The organism is Humidesulfovibrio idahonensis (assembly GCF_054657715.1).
This window is the reverse complement of the sequence record NZ_BAAHYE010000003.1, coordinates 1,838,057-1,856,222: the sequence shown is the minus strand read 5'-3', so window position 1 is coordinate 1,856,222 and position 18,166 is coordinate 1,838,057. Positions and strand designations below refer to the sequence as shown.

Below are 18,166 nucleotides of genomic sequence, written 5' to 3'. Positions count from 1 at the left end.
CCCACCCCAAAAGGAGCATCCCATGATCATCGGCATCCCGAAGGAAATCAAGACCCTGGAAGATCGCGTCTCCATGACCCCCGGCGCTGTTGAGACCCTTATCCGCCGCGGCAACACCGTGCTGGTGGAAAAAGGCGCGGGCGTCGGCTCCGCCCTGTCCGACGACGAGTACATCGCCGCTGGCGCCAAGATGGTTTCCGCCGCCGAGGCATGGGCCGCGCAGATGGTCATCAAGGTCAAAGAGCCCATGGCCGCCGAGTACAAGTACCTGCGCGACGACCTGCTGCTCTTCACCTACCTGCACCTGGCCGCCGACGAGGCCCAGACCAAGGCCCTGCTGGCCGCCGGCACCATCGGCGTGGCCTACGAGACCGTGCAGCTGCCCGACCGCACCCTGCCCCTTTTGCAGCCCATGAGCGAAGTGGCCGGCCGCATGGCCACCCAGGTTGGCGCGCACCTGCTGGAGAAGACCCAGGGCGGCCGCGGCATGCTGCTGGGCGGCGTTCCGGGCGTGGCTCCGGCCAACGTCATGGTGCTGGGCGCCGGCATCGTGGGCACCAACGCCGTCAAGATCGCCGTGGGCATGGGCGCGCGCGTCACCGTGTTCGACCTGAACCACGCCCGCATGCAGTACCTGGATGACATCTTCGGTTCGCGCATCGTCACCATGACCTCCAACGAGGCCAACATCCGCGCCGCCGTGAAAGAAGCCGACCTCGTCATCGGCTCCGTGCTGATCCCCGGCGCCAAGACCCCCAAGCTCATCACCCGCGACATGCTCTCCATCATGCGCCCCGGCTCCGTCATCGTCGACGTCGCCGTTGACCAGGGCGGCTGCATTGAGACCACCAAGGCCACCACGCACAGCAACCCCACCTATGTGGTGGACGGCGTGGTGCACTACGGCGTGGCCAACATGCCCGGCGCCGTGCCCCGCACCAGCACCTTCGCCCTGGTGAACCAGACCCTGCCCTACGCCCTGAAGCTGGCCGCCAAGGGCCTGGACGCCCTGCGCGAGGACGCCTCCCTGCGCCACGGCCTGAACACCTACAAGGGCAAGCTGACCTTCCCCGCCGTCGGCGAAGCCCTCGGCATGCCCGCCATCACCGCTGAAGAAGCCCTGGCGTAGTCCCCCTCCGCCAAGGCTTGCGTCTCAAGCCCCCGTCTCTGCGATGAGGCGGGGGCTTTTTCGCGTCTGGCGGCAATGGAGGCTTGCCGTGGCGGCGCCCGCGGGGGTAGAAACGCTGCCGGCGCCCGCCCCGGCATGGGGCAAACCCGCAATGAGCGCCACCACGGGACCAACGCATGCAGATCATCACCACTGCGGCCAAGCGCGCCGCCCTCATCATCACCGTCCATGTGCTCGGGCTTTTGGCCTGCGGCTGCGTGCCCAAGCAACCGGCCCAGCCCGCGCAGCCGGCGCCCCAGGCGCAGGCCCAGGCCGCGCCGCAAACCGGCCTCGCCTTCCTCGGCTATTTTACGGACAAGCACGGCAGGCAGCTCTCCGGGCACGACATCCGCAACACCCCGCCCTTCAGCACCGCCTACCGGGCGCTCCTGCGGCGCAACAAGCTCAGGGACGCCTGGCTGACGCACTTCGACGCCCCGGCCAAGCTGGTGTGCAAGGTGCGCATCAACGGCGCGGAATACCTGCACGTGGAGGGCTGCAAGGCGCACAGCTGCGGCGCGAACAACATCACCGTGCTGTACAGCCACGACGAAAAGGCCATCTACGCCAGGCTGACGCAGAACAACGAGACCCTGTGGCTGGGCGAGCCGCCGGACGACATCAAGCAGGCCTTCGGGCAGCTGCAAGGCATCGAACCGCCGAAGTAGGCCAAGCGGGAGAGGGACAAGAGAAAGCCCCCGGCTCAAGTGTGAGACGGGGGCTTTTTGCGGTGTTTACGCTGTGACTTCTGGACCGCTGTAGAACCCTACTGTTTCCCTCAGCCTATCTGTATACGTGTAGATATCGTCAATCGAGGCGATGGGGAATCGTTCTTCGACTTTGCTGGCGTTGAACAACCCAATATATTTTTGCTTGCCGTTGAAATGGAGACGGCAAATAGGCTTGCGGTTATTATCATCGAGAATCACACCGCAATAGCTCTGCGTGTCGCGCATGACTATGCGCTTTGGATCAACCGTCCGCCGCAATATCGCCTTCACTAAATAGTATCCCTCGTGCTCTTCTTCCGTTGTAACAACCTTGACAACTTGCTCGTCAGCTACTTGGCTGGCCTGCTCCTTCGCCTCTTCTAGTTCCTGTTGTTGCTGCGGAGCAATCATTGCCGAAGTCAAACGTTCATTAATCATGTCGTTTACAAGTTGCTGGAACGCTCGCCGCACTAAACCGGAAAACATTTCGCGGACTTTTGCCGTAAACGTTCCTTCATAAACCTTGCTTGCCAATTGGCGCACAAGATCATCACTTGGCTTTTGCAGTTCAGCTGCGAGAACACCCTTCAGAGCTCGAGTATATTTCAATTCTGTTGCCCCAGAAAGCGTCGCGGCCATGTCCCAGTTGGTTTTGGAAATTTTGAGCAGCTCAGGAATCAGGCTCTTGTCCGGTGCCAGCATGTCGAATTCCATAAACGGACGCTGATCCATGACATTCGGTTTGTCCAAGTCTGTAAAGAATAAATATTGTATGCCGTTTGTTAGTATTCCTATGCGGGCAGTTGTCAGTGTGTGGAAATAGCGGAACAATTGACTGCACTTCCCCGCATCAAGCTTCGCCCCACAACCTTTGCACTCGATGAGCACGACAGGCTGTCCTTCTCTAAGAACTGCGAAATCGACTTTCTCACCTTTTTTAATCCCAACATCCGCTGTATATTCGGGAACAACCTCCGCAGGATTAAATACATCATAGCCCAGCGCATGCAAAAAAGGCATAATAAAGGCACTCTTCGTCGCCTCCTCAGTCTGAACGTAATCTTTGGTTTGCCTCATTTTTTCAGACAGTTCCTGAACACGAGCCGAAAAGTCCATACGCCCTCCAGAGATTCTGTGTTTCCCTATCGATACTTTTACTTGTCGATATTGCTTCGTACAAAAACACGCATTTTATTGCAACGTCTGAGCGCCCCTTCTCTCCACCTCTCCCCTTGCCATCCCCCCCAGGGGTGGCTATAGCCTGCCCCATTATGACAAAAGATCTCATCATCGTTGAGTCACCGGCCAAGGTGAAGACCATCGGCAAATTCCTCGGCAAAGACTACGCCGTGGAGGCCTCCGTGGGTCACGTGCGCGACCTGCCCAAAGGCGACATGGGCCTGGACGAGGAGCACGGCTACGCCCCGCGCTACGAGATAATAAAAGGCAAGGAAGACGTGGTGGGCCGCCTGCGCAAAGCCGCCAAGGCCGCCGGAAAAGTCTACCTCGCACCCGACCCCGACCGCGAAGGGGAAGCCATCGGCTGGCACGTGGCCGAGCTCATCAAAGGGCAGAACAAGAACGTCAGCCGCATCCAGTTCAACGAAATCACCTCCCGCGCCGTGCACGAGGCCCTGGAGAATCCCCGCCCCATCAACCAGGACCTTGTGGGCGCGCAGCAGGCGCGACGGGTGCTGGACCGCCTGGTGGGCTACAAAATTTCGCCCATACTGTGGAAGCACGTGAAGCGCGGCATCAGCGCCGGGCGTGTGCAGTCCGTGGCGCTCAGGCTCATCGTGGACCGCGAGCGCGAGCGCCGGGCCTTCCAGGCCGTGGAGCACTGGGCGCTCAAGGCCAAGCTCGCCGGAGCCAACCCGCCGCCCTTCCGCGCCGATTTGTGGAAGGTGGGGACCAAGGCCGTGGCCCCGGGCATGAAGGACATCGGCAGCAAGGACGCGGCGGACGCGCTGGTGCAAAACGTGCGCGCCGGGCAGTTCGTCGTGGAGGCCGTGGACGAGAAGGAGCGCAGCAAAAGCGCGCCGCCTCCGTTCACCACCTCGAGCCTGCAGCAGGTGGCCAACCGGGCCCTGGGCTACCCGGCCAAAAAGACCATGGGCACGGCGCAGAAGCTGTACGAAGGCGTGGAGCTGGGCGACCGCGGCACGGTTGCGCTCATCACCTACATGCGTACCGACTCCGTGCGCATCGCCGACGAGGCGAAAAAGGCCGCGCACGACTTTATTTTGTCCGCCTACGGGCAGGACTACGCCCCGGCCAAGGTGCGCGCGTACAAGACCAAGGAAGGCGCGCAGGACGCCCACGAAGCCTGCCGTCCTGTCGATGTGACCCTGACCCCGGAATCGGTGAAGCAGTTTTTGCCCGCCGACCAGTTCAAGCTCTATCAGCTCATCTGGCGGCGCTTCGTGGCCTCGCAGATGAGCCCGGCCAAGTTCCACGACACCACGGTGACCGCCAAGAACGGCGCCACCCTGTGGCGGGCCAAGGGCGAGCGTCTGCTTTTCCCCGGCTTCCTCAAGGTGCAGGGCCTGGAAGCCCCGGACCCGGACGCCGAGACCGAGGACGGCAGCGAGCAGTTGCCCAAGCTGACCATAGGCGAGCCGCTGGAGCTGCTGGACCTCACCAGCGAGCAGAAGTTCACCCAGCCGCCCCCGCGCTTCACCGAAGCAACGCTCGTCAAGGCGCTGGAGGAGGAAGGCATCGGCCGGCCCAGCACCTACGCCGCCATCATCAGCACCCTGCAGGACCGCGAGTACGTGGCCATGGAGGAGAAGCGCTTCGCCCCCACCGAGCTTGGCAGCACCGTGAGCGACAAGCTTGTGGCCCACTTCGCCACGCTCATGGACATCGGCTTCACCGCGGGCATGGAGGCCAAGCTCGACGAGATCGCAGCGGGCGGCCGCGCCTGGGAGGCGGTCATCGAGGAGTTCATGACCGAGTTCATCCCCGCGCTGGAAAAGGCCGGGGCCGAGATGCAGCGCGCCACCATCGACTCCGGCGTGGCCTGCCCGGACTGCGGCAAGCCCATGCACGTGAAGTTCGGCAAGAACGGCGAGTTCCTGGGCTGTTCCGGCTACCCGGAGTGCAAGGCCATCCGCGAGTTCACCCGCGACGAACACGGCAACATTCTGCCCCAGGACAAGGCGCGCGACGAGATCACGGACATCATGTGCCCCCTGTGCGGCAAGCCCTTTGCGGTGAAAACCCCGCGCAAGGGCCGCTCGCACGATCCTTTCCTGGGGTGCAGCGGCTACCCCAAGTGCAAGAACATCAAGAACTTCAAGCGCGACGAATTCGGCAAGATCATCGTGCTCGAGGCGCCGGAGGAGATTCCGGCCGGCACCTGCCCGGAATGCGGCAAGCCCATGGTCATCAAGACCGCGCGCCGGGGCACCAAGTTCATCGCCTGCACGGGCTACCCGGCCTGCAAGCACACCGAGCCGCTGCCCACGGGCGTGGCCTGCCCGGAGCCCGGCTGCACGGGCCAGATGGTGGAGAAAAGCTCGCGCCGGGGCAAGGTGTTCTACTCTTGCTCGCGCTACCCGGACTGCACCTTCTCGCTGTGGGACCGCCCCCAGCCCGGCCCCTGCCCCAAGTGCGGCTTCGCCCTGCTGGTGGAGAAGCACAGCAAGGCCAAGGGCTCGTTCATCGCCTGCGGCAACAAGGAATGCGACTGGGTGAAGGACGGCGAATAGCGCGGCCTTCCAACCGCTTGCACATCACGAAAGGCCCGCTTGCGCGGGTCTTTTTTTTCGCCGCATGACCGGTGCGCGTTTGCGCGCAAAGCGCAGGAGGGGCTTGGAGCATTTGGCCGATGGGGACCTGCGGGGACGCTGCGCGGCGGCAGGACCGCGAAGCGATGGAAGGCCTGCCGGATGAAAACCGTGGACGAGAGAGTCGAGGCAAAATCCCTCGCCTGCCCTGCGGATCCGCGCGCCAAGCGCTACCGCGCAACGCACGCGCCAAACGACAAAAAGGCCGGAGGGACACGCATCCCCCCGGCCTTTCGATTGTTGCTGCGGTCGGCGGCCCGCTCTCGGGCTACAGCAGGCCCTTGGCCGATTCGAACAGCACGCCGCCGCTGCGCTTCAGGGCGGCCTCCTCGTCGGGGGCCAGGGGCGCGTCGATGACCGCCTCCACGCCGTCCGCGCCGACCATGCACGGCAGCGAGAGGCACACCCGCGGCAGGCCGTAGCGGCCCTCGGCGTCGGTGGACACGGTGAGGATGGACTTCTGGTCGTTCACCACCGCCTCCACGATGCGGCACAGGGCCACGCCGATGGCCGTGGCCGTGTAGCCCTTGCGGTCGATGATCTTGTACGCCGCGCCGCGCACGTCCAGGGCCATCTGGTCCTTGAAGGCGGCGTTGAGGGTGAGCCCCTGGGCGCGCATCACATCGCCCACCGGAATGCCCGAGACATTGGCCCGGCTCCAGATGCAGACCTCGGAGTCGCCGTGCTCGCCCAGCACCGAGGCGTGGATGCCGCGCGGGTCCGCGCCCATGACGCGCGACAGCAGGTGGCGGAAGCGCGAGCTGTCGAGCACCGTGCCCGAGCCGAACACCCGTCCCGCGGGCAGGCCCAGGGGCACGGCCACGTCCAGGGCCACGCGCGTCAGCACGTCCACGGGGTTGGTGGTCATGATGATGACCGGCTTGCCGCCCGCGGCCAGCACGTTGCGCACAATGTCGGCGGCGATGCCCGCGTTCTGCTTCAGCAGTTCAAGGCGCGTCTGGCCGGGCTTTTGGTTGGCCCCGGCGGTGATGACCACCACGTCCGCGTCGGCGCAGTCGGCGTAGGTTCCGGCAAATACGTTCATGGGGCCCACCAGGGGCAGGCCGTGTTTCAGGTCCAGGGCCTCGCCCTCGGCCCGGCGCTGGTCCACGTCGATGAGCACGACGTCCGTGGCGAGGCGGCGCAGCATGAGGGCGTAGGCAAAGGCGGAGCCCACGTTGCCCATGCCCACGATGGCGATTTTCTTGGCGTAGCAGCGGTCTTCCATATGATGGCATCCTTGTGTTGCAGCGTGATGGCGTTGCCCGGGCCGCACGCCCGGTGAACAGCACCCACCGTAACAGGAACCCGCCGCCGGGCAAGCGCAAAATGCCGAAGTTCACGCTCACGATTTTGCTTTAAACCGTGGCGCCGGGCGACGTGCGCAGGCGCGTCGGAAGGGCGCGGCGAGCGCCGGGCGCAAAAAAGGCCCGCGCTGGGGCGGGCCTTTCGCTTGCGGCAGTCGGACCGGAAGCTACAGCGTGATGCCCTGCTTCTCGGCGATGAGTTCAAAGGCGCGCTTGGTCAGGTCGGTGATGTTCGGCTTGGAGATCTGGTCGTCCGCGCCGACGCTTTCGCCCTTGTGGCGCAGCCGGTCGGTGATGAGCGAGGAGAACAGGATCACCGGCAGGTCCTTGAGCACCGGGTCGTCCTTCACGCGCTTGGTCAGGTTGTGGCCGTCCATCACCGGCATTTCGATGTCGGACACCAGGATGTCCACCAGCTCGGTCAGGGCGATGCCCTCCTGCGCGGACTTCTGCTTCAGGGCGGCCAGGGCGTCCCAGGCCTCCTGTCCGTTGACGGTCTGGGTCACCTCGAACCCGGCCTTCTCCAGCATGGTGCCGATCATGCGGCGGATGCTCGTGGAGTCGTCGGCGATGAGCGCGCGGTAGTGCTCTTTCTTCACCGGCTTCTTGGTCTCCTCGATCTCGTCGAGGGCGGACTGCTCGATCTTCATGGCCAGGCCGGGGTTCAGGTCGGCCAAAATCTTTTCCATGTCGAGGATGAGCAGGATGCGGTCATCAAAGCGCACCACGCCGGTGACGCTTGAGCCGGAGTATTCGTTGAGGTGCTTGCCCGGGGGCTCCACCTGGGTCCAGCTCAGGCGGTGGATGCGCGTGACGCCGGAGACCATGAAGGCCGAGGTGATGCGGTTGAACTCGCTCACGATGACCTTGGTGTCTTCCTTTTGCGTATTCATGGTTTTGCCCAGCCACAGGGCCAGGTCCACCAGGGGGATGATGCGCGAGCGCAGGTTGAAGGCGCCCAGAACGGAGGGATGCGGAATCTCCGGCAGCTGCGTCACCGTGGGCATGCGGATGATCTCCAGCACCTTGGCCACGTTGACGCCGTAAAAGCCGCGATATGTCTGGCCCGTCACGGGGTCCTTCTCGTCGATGAAGAACTCCACGAGCTCCAGTTCATTCGTGCCGGACTCAAGCAGGATATTCGTCTGGCTCATGGATCCTCCGCAGTGTGCGACTCAAACTTCTTATCGGAATAAAACCTATCCGACTTTACTGGGGCTGTAAACTGCGTAGTCGCAAACGATGAGAAAATTTCGGCACATGCTTGAAACAATAGCGGCACGACCCCGAAACAGGCATGGGGCATTTCCTTTCCATGCGCGCATTATCTATGTTTTCAGGAATTTTTATCCTTGACTTTAGGCGCGGCATGATTCTAATCGGTACTTGCAAACATTAAATACTTTAGATTTTTTCAAGCCAATCTTTTGCGTATTGTTAGGCTTTCCGGACCACAGCCCCCCCTGTGATGCCCGGCGCATTAAATTTCCGCACTATTTCAACCTGGTGCCGACATGGGGGCAACAGGGGCGCATGTGAATCTGAAGGAACGGCTCACCTCCACGGAAAATCTTCTGCGTTCCATACGCAGCGGGGAGGCCTTTACACCCCAAGGATCAGAGGGGCTTGAGCCAGCAAAGACCGCCAGCCAGGGCTCCATCTGGACCCGGCGCATTTCCCTGGGCGATGTTTTCACCGGTCTCACCCGGCGTTCCGGCGGCGGCAAAACGCCCGCCGCGTCCTCACCGCCCGCGTCTTCTCCCGCCGCAAGCATTGCAGCCCCGCAGGCTGCGCCCGCACCCCAGCCCTCCGCAGAGACCCCTGCCGCGGCTTCCGCCGCGCCGTCTCCCAAGCCCGCCGCAACCCCCTTCTGGGACCGCCAGATAGGCTTCCGGCACACAGGCAAGGCGCTGAGCATCGGCATCAGCACCTCCGGCCACAGCCTGTGCATCGCGGTTGTGCGCAACCCCTCCGGGGTCATTTCCTGCGCGCGCCGCTTCCCCATGGAGCCGAGCCAGGCCCCGGGAGAAAAAGGCTTCGCGGCGCTGTTGCGCTCAAGCCTCTCCGCCATGGGCCACGCCGACGCCAACGCCGACGTGTGGGCCATACTGCGTTCGCCCGACCTTGATCTGAACGTGCTCAGCGTGCCCAAGCTCTCCGGTGGCAAGCTCGACGCCGCGGTGTACTGGACCCTGCAAAAAGAAAAGAAATTCGCCGAGGCCGAGTACATCCTCGACTACCTGCCCCTGGGGCCCACCGCGGACTCCAAGGACGCCAAGCTGGACGTGCTGACCTGCCTGGCCCGCCGGGCCGACGTGGACCGCCTGCGCACCAGCTTCCGCGAGGCGGGCTACCCGCTGACAGGCATCACCGCCATTCCCAACGCATTCCTGGGGCTGTACCGTCTGCGCGGCGCCCCGGCCGGGTTCGGTCTCGCCGCCAACATCCATGTGGAGCCGGACTTCTCGGCCATCGGGCTGTACACCAAGGACCGCCTGCTGTTCAGCCGCTTCATCCGTTCCGGCGGCGTCAGCATGGCCGAAACCCTGGTGGAGCACTTTCAGGAGCTGGCCAAGCCCCGCACGCCCGACCTGGACGAGCTGGAGCTGCCCCTGCCCGGCGCAACCGCGCCCGCCCCGCCGCCCCAGGACCACGCGGCCGTGGAGCCCCTGGACGCCGAGCAGGCCCAGGCCCTGCTGCGCCACGTGCTGCTGGGCGCGCCCAAGCCGGACTTCGCCTCCCCGGCGCACCTCATGAGCCCGCTGGAGATGATCGACATCGTCGCCCCGGCCATCGAGCGGCTTTCGCGTCAGGTGGAGCGCACCCTGGACTACTTCGCCAGCAGCCAGCAAAGCCGCTGCGACGCCCTGCACCTGAGCGGCGACATCTTCGGGTCCGAGGCCATAGCCCAGGCCCTGGCCGGGCAGCTTGGCTTCCCGCCGGTCGTGTTCGACCCCACGCACATCATGAGCGGCGGCGAGCTTGTGGTCCCCCACGACCGCATGGTCATGGCCCCGGCCCTGGCCGCGGCGCTTTCGCAGCCGGGCAAGGGCATCAACCTCATCGCCAACTACAAGGTGCGCACGGCCCAGGAGGCCAAGCGCGCCGTCACCAGCCGCCTGGTGATGGGCCTTGCGGCGTGCATGGTGCTCATCGGCTGCGCCGGGTTCGTCATGGAGCGCAGCGTGGCGGCCAAGCGCCAGGCACTCGCCCAGATCAAGAGCCAGATAGCGGCCATGGGCCCGGCCTTGGACGACAAGACGCTGCAGGCCACGGCGAATCTCTTCAAGCAGCGCCAGGACTCCCTGCGCGAGGCCTCGGCCCGGCTGCTGGCCCCGGCCGCCCTGGCCGAGATCGCCCAGTGCGCCCCGGAGCGCGTGCGGCTTTTGACCTTCGCGGCGGACTACCCCGCGACGGAAACCGGCAAGGCCAACCAGCCGGCCCTTCCCGGCCAGCCCCCCGCGCCCGGCCAGCCCCAGCCCGCGCCCAGCGCCCAGGCAGGCCAAAAGGCCGGCCCCACCAACGGCGTCATCACCATCGAGGGCGTGGTCATGGGCGACAGGGCCGAGTTCGACGCCAACCTGTCGCGCTTCATCCTGGCGCTTCAGGCCTCGCCCATGTTCTTCATGCCCGTGGTCAACGAATCGGGGCTGAAAGAGCTGGGCAACGGCGGGCAGGTGCTTTATTTCAGCATGCATCTGGGGGTGAAGTGATGGCCCTCAAGCTCGACCTGAACATCACCCTGACCCCGGAAATGCGCCAGCTAGCCATACGCATCGGCGCCGGTCTCGCGGTGCTGCTGCTGACGGCCTACGCCTTGGTGGGCATGCCCTTTTTTGAGGGCCGCAAGCTCGACAAGGACATCGTCCAGGAGAAGGCCCGGCTGGAGCGGCAGCAAAGGCTCATGCCCGCCATCGCCAGCCTCACCTCCGGCGCGGGCAACGCCACCCTGACCGATTTCGCCGCGCCCAAGGCGGAGCCGCTGCCCCGCGCCCAGGCCTATCTTTTGACCGAACAGCTTTCGCACATGGGCACGGCCGCCGGGCTGGAACCCCTGGACGTGACCCTGAACACGTCCACCATGGCCCAGGACCCGGACACCATCCAGGCCCAGGGCGTGTTCTCCGGACAGATTGACGGCGTGCGCGCCATGCTTGTGGCCATAAGCCGCATGCCGAGCCTCTCGCGTCTGGAGCGGGTGGAGATACGCGCCGTGGACGGACGGCTTGAAATGATGGTGCAGATGCGCGTGGCCCTGGGCAACTAAGGCATGCGCGGCAAGGACATGGACAAAATTTTCATGATGCGAAGCGGCGGACGCGGATAAGGCATGGAGAAACGGGAAAAAATAATGCTCGGCCTCATGGCCGCCACCCTGGTGGCGGCGGGCGGCATGTATTTCTCCAGCCCAAGCACGCCCCCCGGCCCCGCGGGGCAGGCCGCGCCCGTGGTCAACATGGACGAGGTGGGCAAGTCCGTGGAGCAGGCCAAGCTGGCGCCGGAGCAGATATACCGCCTGACCCTGCTGGCCCAGAACGCCACCGGCGACCCCTTCTACGGCGGCGCCTCTGGCCTCACCCAGGACGACCCGCAGGGCGGTTCGGACGAGCAGGTCTACAGCGGCTTCATCAAGGTCGGCCAGCGCGTGCTCGCCGTCATCAACGGCATCGAATACGCCTGCGGCGACAAGCTGGCCGACGGCGGCTACGTGGTGCAGGCCATCGACAAGAGCGCGGTCGTGCTGGAGCGCACGGACAGTTCGAACGGCCGCAAGTACACAAAACGCGTCCCCCTGGTGGAGGACGACGCGGATAAAATCCGCATACGGGTGGTCAAAAAACGATGAACCGAAAGCCAACCACAATCCTGGGACTCTTGGTCGCGCTTTTGGCCGTTCTCGCCATGGGCTGCGCCGCGCAGAACAAGCCCTCCTCGCCCGTCGAGGACGCCGCCGACACGTGGAAAGCCATGGAGAAGCAGTCGCAGGGGCATTCCCCCCGCGGCAAGTTCCTGCTGGCCGAGCCGCCGGTGGTCATCGACACGCCCGAGGGCGCGGGCAAACCCGCCGCACAGCCCAAGCTGCCCACAACGCGCATGAGCCTGCGCATGCACAACGCCGACGTGGTGGCCGTGCTGCAGGCGCTTTCCCGCGCGGCGGCCCGAAGCGTCGTCATCAGCCCGGGCGTCGTCGGCACCATCAACGTCAACATCGTGGAACGCCCCTGGGATGAGATCTTCACCGGCATTCTGGCCGCCAACAGGCTGACCTACAGCTTCGACGGCGAGACCATACGCGTCATGGCCGCGGAGGACCTCAAGGGCGCCCTCGACCTGGAGACCATCCGCCGCAAGACCATTGCCGAGCGCAGCGCCGCCATGAAGGAGGAGCCGCTGGTGACCAGCGTGGCCAAGGTGCGCTTTGCCGACGCCAAGCAGCTGCAAAAGACCGTGGAGGCCACGCTGACCAAGGACAAGGACGGCAAGCCCGTGGGCAACATCCAGGTGGACGAGCTGACCAACGCCCTCATCATCCAGAGCGTCGCCCCGGACATCTCCAAGGTCAGCAAGCTGCTTTCCCGGCTGGATGCGCCCCGCGCCCAGATCAAGCTCAAGGCGCACATCGTGGAGACCACCAAGGAAGTGGCCCGCGACCTGGGCATCCTTTGGGGCGGCAGCTACACCGGCCGGGTGCGCAGCGGAAACAACGTGGGCATCAGCGGCGCAAAGTCGGTGGACACCAGCAGCACAACAGGCACCTCGACCGCAACCGTGGGCACCGGCAACCTGGGCGCCCTGGGCGTGAGCCTGCCGGCCTCGGCCGTCACCTCCAGCAGCTCCGGCGCGGCCCTCGACCTGTCCTTCGGCAAGGTCGGCGGCAACATTCTGGAAACGCAGCTGCAGGCCCTGGCCACCGAGAACAAGCTGAACATCATCTCCAGCCCGTCCATCTCCACCATGGACAACCAGAAGGCCTACACCGAGGCGGGCGAGCGCGTGCCTTACCAGACCGTCACCGGCACGGGCACCAACGTCACCTACTCCGTGAACTTCCAGGACGCCGTGCTGCGCCTGGAGATCACCCCGCACATCATCGACGACGAGTTCATCAAGCTCACGGTGCTGGTGCAGAAGGACGAGGTGGACACCTCGCGCACGGTTTCCGGCAACCCGTACATCGTGAAGAAGAAGACCGAGACCACGCTCATCGCCCGCAACGGCGAAACCGTGGTCATCTCCGGCTTGTCCAAGCTGCGCAACAAGCTCACCGAAGCCGGCGTTCCCGGCGTCATGGACATTCCCGGCGCCGGCTGGCTGGCCAAGAGCCAGAGCAAGGACGATCTGAAGGACGAGTTCATGATCTTCATCACCCCGGCGGTGCTGGCGGACTGGAAGCAGGACGAGCGCCAGAAGAGCTACGAAGAGCTGGAGCAGGAGCTCGCCTCCATCAAGAAGGCCAAGGCCGAGGCCAAGGACGGCGGCCAGGGCCAGAATGCGCGCGGCACAAGCGGGCGCACGGTCATCCAGGAGTCGCCGCTCAGCGACGAGCCCGTCATCGTGCCCCAGGCCGCGCCGCGCTCCGCGCTGGACAACGGCCCGCTGCCGCTGGCGGCCCTGCCGCAGGAGCTCCCGGCCGCGCCTTTTGCGCACAACGATGCCAACATCATCTGCGCGGCCATGGCCGGGATTGACGCGCCGCGCAAGGCCAGAGCGGCCAAGCCCGCCCTCGGAGGCCTCTTATGAGCCACTATGCCGGGCAAGAGTTCGAGCGCGAGCCGTTTTCCAGCTCGCCCGACCCCAACTTTCTGCTGGCCACGCGCCAGCACGCCACCTGCCTGCAGGAGCTGGAGATCTCGCTGCGCCTGCGCCGCGGGCTCAACGTCGTCACCGGCGACATAGGCACCGGCAAGACCACCCTGTGCCGCAGCCTGCTGCGCACCTTCGCCGAGGATGCCGCCACGGACGTGCACCTGCTGCTCGACCCGCACTTCGAGACCTGCGAGGAGTTTCTGCGCGTCATCCTGGCCAGCGTCTCCGGCCTGACGCCGGAGCCCGGCCTGGGCCTGTGGGCCATGAAGGAGGCGCTCAAGCAGCAGCTCTTCCGCCTTGGCCTGGTGGAAAAGCGCCTGGTCATCCTGGTCATCGACGAGGGGCAGAAGATTTCTCCCGCGAACCTCGAAATTCTGCGCGAGATGCTGAACTACGAGACCAACACCTCGAAGCTCCTGCAGATCGTCATCTTCGGCCAGCGCGAGCTGGAGCCGGTCATCGCCTCCATGCCGAACCTGGCCGACCGCATCAACGTGCGCCGCAGGCTCAAGCCCCTTTCCTTTTCCGAGACCCGGCGCATGATCAGCCACCGGCTGGCGGTGGCCGCGGGCGAAACCGGCCCGGCGGTGCGCTTCAGCCTGGCGGCGGTAACGGCCATCCATCTGGCCTGCGGCGGCTCGCCGCGCAAGACCGTGCGCCTGTGCCACATGGCCCTGCTGGAGATGCTGGTGCGCGGCCATGCGCGCGTGGGCCTAGCCGAGGTGCGCGCCGCGGCCCGCCCGGAGACCGAAATCGTCAAGAACCCGCGCCTGAAGCCAGGCCTGGCCGCCATCGCCGCCATCTGCATCGTCTTCGGCGGGCTCTGGTTCTCGCTCAAGGCGCAGGGACCGGTGCTCAGCCCGGGCGCGGCCATCGAGTCCGCCCTGCCCGGAGCCCAGGGAACGCAGCTGGGCGCCAACCCCACCGGATTGACGCAGAGCGCGCCGGGTCAGAATGGGCAGGGCCAGACGGGACAGGAGCAGACCGGGCAGGATATGGCCGGGGCGAGCTCCCTGCCGCAAACCCGCGACGCCAGCCTGAGCGGCGAAGGCGTTTCGCTGCGGCCCAACGCCGAGCCCGGCGCGGAAGGCGCGGCCGGCCGCGTGACCCTGCTGCCCCAGCGCGACCAGGGCCCAAGCGTGCGCAGCAAGGTCGAAACGCCGCGCCCGCCGCTGATCCAGGTGGAGACGCAGGAGCCCAAGGCCGCCACGCCGCACGCCGTGTTCGCCACGGACAAGGCCAGCCGCCTGGCCCAAAAGGTCAGCTTCACGCCGGAAAACCAGTAGGGAACCGTCGGCGCACTCCGACAGGACAGACACGTGAGACGGGAACGCAAACGACTGGGTGAACTGCTTATGGAAGCCGGGGCTCTGACAGAGGCCCAGCTCGAGACCGCGCTTTCCGGACAGAAGAAGTCCGGCATGCGTCTTGGCCAATATCTCGTCCAGTCCGGCCTCCTGAAAGAAAACATCATCATCGACTCGGTGAGCCAGCAGCTGCGCATAGAGCGCTACACGCCGGACAAACACCCCTACGACGACCGCATCGACGCCTTCCTTTCCGAGGAGCTGGCCCAAAAGTACCGCCTTGTGCCCCTTTCCAAGCGCGGGCATCTTTTGACCATCGCCATGACCGACCCCATGGACATCAACGCCCTGGACGCGGTGGAGATCGCCACCAACTTCGAGGTGGAGCCGGTCATCTGCTCAGAGAACGACTTCGACCTGCTCTTCAGCGCCATTTACGGCCGCGGCGAGCAGCCCAAGGATCTCTTCGGCGGCATGGCCGCGGTCGAGGAAGATGGCGACATCACCACCCAGGCCGGCGGCGACGAGCGCGAAGACATCGCCATCGACACCCTGCAGGACCAGGCCTCACAGGCCCCGGTCATCCGCATGGTCAACTCCATTTTGAGCCAGGCCGTGCGCGAGCACGCAAGCGACGTGCACATCAGCCCGGAAAAAGACAGCATCCAGCTGCGCTTCCGCGTGGACGGCAAGCTGCGCATGATCCCCGCGCCACCCAAGGCCAGCTTTCTGCCCCTGGTTTCGCGCCTCAAGATCATGGGCAACATGGACATCGCCGTGTCCAAGATCCCGCAGGACGGCCGCTTCACCTTCGTCACCCAGCGCCGCGAGTTCAACGTGCGCGAATCCTCCCTGCCCACGGTACACGGCGAGAACATCGTGCTGCGGCTTTTGGAGCGCAACGCCAGCGGATTGAACCTCTCCGAGCTGGGCCTAGCCTCCACGGACCGCCTCAAGGTCGAATCGGCGGTGCAGAAGCCTTACGGACTCATCGTGGCCGCCGGCCCCACCGGGTCCGGCAAGAGCACCACGCTCTACGCCCTTTTGAAGCACATCAACACGCCCGACATCAACATCGTCACCCTGGAAGACCCCGTGGAATACCGCATGCCCACGGTGCGGCAGGTGCAGCTGAACCGCAAGGCGGGCATGACCTTCGCCTCCGGCCTGCGCAGCATTCTCCGCCAGGACCCGGACGTCATCCTGGTGGGCGAGGTGCGCGACGCCGAAACCGCGGGCATCGCCGTGCAGGCGGGCCTCACCGGCCACCGGGTGCTCACCACCCTGCACACCAACGACGCGGCCACGGCCATCACCCGGCTCATCGAAATGGGCATACAGCCCTTCCTGGTCAGCTCGGTGCTGCTCGCCTCCATAAGCCAGCGCCTGGTGCGCAAGAACTGCCCCCACTGCTCCGAGGCCTACATGCCGCGCCGCGAGCTGCTGGCCGCCTTCAGCCTCAGCGAGCATATTCTGCCGCGCTTCAACTTCCAGCGGGGCACGGGCTGCCGCACCTGCCACCAGACCGGCTACTCCGGCCGCATAGCCCTGTACGAGGTGCTGCAAAACGACGAGATGGTGCAGGACATGATCATGCGGGGCGCCACGGCCAAGGACATCGCCAAGGCCTGCGTGCAGGCCAAGACCCTGCGCACGCTGAAGACCGACGCCCTGGCCAAGGTGGCCAAGGGGCTGACGACGCTGGAAGAAGCCGCCAGCGCCGTCATGATCTAGCAAGGGAGTGCGTTCGTGCCCTATTACAAATACACCGCCATAACCTCCACCGGCGCCAACACCAAGGGCATCCTTGAGGCGGTGAACCCGGAAACGGCCGAGGACATCCTCGCCGCGCGCGGGTTCATTCCCACCGGCGTGGTGGAGACCAACGCCCCGGGCACGGCCTCAAGCGGCAGTTTTCTGACGGACCTCTCCAACAGGATGCAGTCCATCAAGCCCCAGGACCTCATTCTTTTCACCAAGCAGCTCAAGACCATGCTGAATGCGGGCATCCCGGTGCTGCAATCCCTGGAGGTTCTGAAGGACCAGACCGAGAACCCCCGCCTCAAGAGCGCCATCATCAGCATCGGCGCGGACATCAAGAGCGGCGGCAGCATGTCCAAGGCTTTCGCCAAGCATCCCAGCATCTTCCCCGAGCTTTACTGCAACATGATCCGCGCGGGCGAGGTCAGCGGCACGCTCACCGAGGTGCTGGAGCGCCTCATCTACATCGTGGACCACGAGTTCAAGGTCAAAAAGGACATCAAGAGCGCGCTCACCTATCCCATCGTGGTGGTGGTCGCGCTGGTCATCGCCTTCTTCGTGCTCATCCTGTTCGTGCTGCCGCAGTTCGTCAGCCTGTTCACCAAGGCCAACATCGAGCTGCCCCTGCCCACCCGCGTGTGCCTGGGCATCTACGAAGGGCTGACGCACTACTGGTACGTCGGCCTGGGCCTGGTGGGCGCGGTGGTGTTCTCCCTTTCCGCCTTCTTCCGCACCGAGGCGGGCAAGATCGCCCGCGACGGCTTCTTTTTGCGCCTGCCCATCCTCGGCCCGGTGTTCCAAAAGGCCGCCATGGCGCGCTTCGCCAGCATCTTCGCCATCCTGCAGGCCAGCGGCATCACCGTGCTGGAGGCCATGGACATTTTGGCCGGCACCATCGGCAACGCCTACATCGCCAATGATTTCCAGCGGCTGCGCGTGATGCTCGAGGAAGGGCGCGGTCTCTCCGGCCCCTTGCGCTCCACCAAGTCCTTCACGCCCATGATGATCTCCATGGTCACCATCGGCGAGGAGACCGGCAACATGGAGGAGATGCTGCGCGAGGCCGCCAAGCACTATGATTATGAAGTGGAATACGCAGTGAGCAAGATGAGCGAGCTGCTTGGGCCTGTGCTGGTGGGCGGATTGACGGGCGTGGTTGGTTTCTTCGCCCTGGCCATTTTCCTGCCATTGGTGGAACTGATGCAACATTCCATGGCTGGGGTCAGATAAATTTTGTAACATTTTAGCAAGATAAATCGTCATAATAACATTTCGCTAGACGGCATGGAACGGCATTTGCTATTGATTTACCGCA

The 18,166-nt window shown here is 64.8% G+C and carries 13 protein-coding genes; 10 read left to right on the top strand and 3 right to left on the bottom strand.

Annotated elements, in window-relative coordinates:
- Positions 1-22: 22 nt before the first annotated feature.
- Positions 23-1,129 (top strand): alanine dehydrogenase, encoded by a 1,107-nt coding sequence (gene ald / locus ACYQ4W_RS14555; RefSeq protein ID WP_459858056.1) that lies wholly within the window; start codon positions 23-25, stop codon positions 1,127-1,129.
- Positions 1,130-1,305: 176 nt separating this feature from the next.
- On the top strand, positions 1,306-1,836 hold the full coding sequence (locus ACYQ4W_RS14550; RefSeq protein WP_459858054.1) for an Ivy family c-type lysozyme inhibitor: 531 nt from the start codon (positions 1,306-1,308) through the stop codon (positions 1,834-1,836).
- A 66-nt stretch (positions 1,837-1,902) separates the two neighbouring features.
- Here ACYQ4W_RS14550 and ACYQ4W_RS14545 read toward each other — a convergent pair whose 3' ends face one another.
- A complete protein-coding gene (locus tag ACYQ4W_RS14545) occupies positions 1,903-2,994 on the bottom strand; it encodes a type I restriction endonuclease (RefSeq protein WP_459858052.1) in 1,092 nt (363 codons plus the stop codon).
- A 155-nt stretch (positions 2,995-3,149) separates the two neighbouring features.
- On the opposite strand from ACYQ4W_RS14545, the gene topA reads away from it, so the two are divergent.
- Complete coding sequence (gene topA, locus ACYQ4W_RS14540) at positions 3,150-5,591, top strand: type I DNA topoisomerase (RefSeq protein ID WP_459858050.1); 2,442 nt, start codon at positions 3,150-3,152, stop codon at positions 5,589-5,591.
- A gap of 346 nt (positions 5,592-5,937) precedes the next feature.
- On the opposite strand, the gene ACYQ4W_RS14535 is transcribed toward topA, so the two are convergent.
- Both ACYQ4W_RS14535 and ACYQ4W_RS14530 read right to left on the bottom strand, forming a co-directional pair.
- A complete protein-coding gene (locus ACYQ4W_RS14535) occupies positions 5,938-6,897 on the bottom strand; it encodes an L-lactate dehydrogenase (protein WP_459858047.1) in 960 nt (319 codons plus the stop codon).
- Between the two features lie 246 nt (positions 6,898-7,143).
- Positions 7,144-8,130 (bottom strand): chemotaxis protein, encoded by a 987-nt coding sequence (locus tag ACYQ4W_RS14530; protein WP_459858044.1) that lies wholly within the window; start codon positions 8,128-8,130, stop codon positions 7,144-7,146.
- A gap of 381 nt (positions 8,131-8,511) precedes the next feature.
- On the opposite strand from ACYQ4W_RS14530, the gene ACYQ4W_RS14525 reads away from it, so the two are divergent.
- The 7 genes from ACYQ4W_RS14525 to ACYQ4W_RS14495 all read left to right on the top strand — a co-directional run bounded on the left by ACYQ4W_RS14525 (position 8,512) and on the right by ACYQ4W_RS14495 (position 18,081).
- Positions 8,512-10,689, top strand: a complete 2,178-nt coding sequence (locus tag ACYQ4W_RS14525; protein WP_459858041.1) for a hypothetical protein — start codon at positions 8,512-8,514, stop codon at positions 10,687-10,689.
- Positions 10,689-11,243 carry a hypothetical protein gene (locus tag ACYQ4W_RS14520; RefSeq protein ID WP_459858038.1) on the top strand — a complete coding sequence of 185 codons (555 nt, stop codon included), beginning with the start codon at positions 10,689-10,691 and terminating at the stop codon, positions 11,241-11,243. The genes ACYQ4W_RS14525 and ACYQ4W_RS14520 overlap by 1 nt, the downstream gene beginning before the upstream one ends.
- A 63-nt stretch (positions 11,244-11,306) precedes the next feature.
- Positions 11,307-11,822, top strand: coding sequence for a hypothetical protein (locus tag ACYQ4W_RS14515; RefSeq protein WP_459858036.1), 516 nt, complete (start codon positions 11,307-11,309; stop codon positions 11,820-11,822).
- Positions 11,819-13,717 carry a type IV pilus secretin PilQ gene (gene pilQ / locus ACYQ4W_RS14510; RefSeq protein WP_459858034.1) on the top strand — a complete coding sequence of 633 codons (1,899 nt, stop codon included), beginning with the start codon at positions 11,819-11,821 and terminating at the stop codon, positions 13,715-13,717. The genes ACYQ4W_RS14515 and pilQ overlap by 4 nt, the downstream gene beginning before the upstream one ends.
- Entirely contained in the window at positions 13,714-15,069 is a 1,356-nt protein-coding gene (locus ACYQ4W_RS14505) for an ExeA family protein (protein WP_459858031.1), read from the top strand. Before pilQ ends, ACYQ4W_RS14505 begins: the two co-directional genes overlap by 4 nt.
- 33 nt (positions 15,070-15,102) lie before the next feature.
- On the top strand, positions 15,103-16,824 hold the full coding sequence (locus tag ACYQ4W_RS14500; RefSeq protein WP_487247255.1) for a GspE/PulE family protein: 1,722 nt from the start codon (positions 15,103-15,105) through the stop codon (positions 16,822-16,824).
- Between the two features lie 15 nt (positions 16,825-16,839).
- Positions 16,840-18,081, top strand: coding sequence for a type II secretion system F family protein (locus tag ACYQ4W_RS14495; RefSeq protein WP_459858029.1), 1,242 nt, complete (start codon positions 16,840-16,842; stop codon positions 18,079-18,081).
- Positions 18,082-18,166: the final 85 nt, after the last annotated feature.

What these genes read in the sequence shown, in the direction of transcription:
- ald (WP_459858056.1), top strand. Translation starts at nt 23, where the DNA reads ATGATCATCGGCATCCCGAAGGAAATCAAGACCCTGGAAGATCGCGTC.
- ACYQ4W_RS14550 (WP_459858054.1), top strand. Translation starts at nt 1,306, where the DNA reads ATGCAGATCATCACCACTGCGGCCAAGCGCGCCGCCCTCATCATCACC.
- ACYQ4W_RS14545 (WP_459858052.1), bottom strand. Translation starts at nt 2,994, where the DNA reads ATGGACTTTTCGGCTCGTGTTCAGGAACTGTCTGAAAAAATGAGGCAA.
- topA (WP_459858050.1), top strand. Translation starts at nt 3,150, where the DNA reads ATGACAAAAGATCTCATCATCGTTGAGTCACCGGCCAAGGTGAAGACC.
- ACYQ4W_RS14535 (WP_459858047.1), bottom strand. Translation starts at nt 6,897, where the DNA reads ATGGAAGACCGCTGCTACGCCAAGAAAATCGCCATCGTGGGCATGGGC.
- ACYQ4W_RS14530 (WP_459858044.1), bottom strand. Translation starts at nt 8,130, where the DNA reads ATGAGCCAGACGAATATCCTGCTTGAGTCCGGCACGAATGAACTGGAG.
- ACYQ4W_RS14520 (WP_459858038.1), top strand. Translation starts at nt 10,689, where the DNA reads ATGGCCCTCAAGCTCGACCTGAACATCACCCTGACCCCGGAAATGCGC.
- ACYQ4W_RS14515 (WP_459858036.1), top strand. Translation starts at nt 11,307, where the DNA reads ATGGAGAAACGGGAAAAAATAATGCTCGGCCTCATGGCCGCCACCCTG.
- pilQ (WP_459858034.1), top strand. Translation starts at nt 11,819, where the DNA reads ATGAACCGAAAGCCAACCACAATCCTGGGACTCTTGGTCGCGCTTTTG.
- ACYQ4W_RS14505 (WP_459858031.1), top strand. Translation starts at nt 13,714, where the DNA reads ATGAGCCACTATGCCGGGCAAGAGTTCGAGCGCGAGCCGTTTTCCAGC.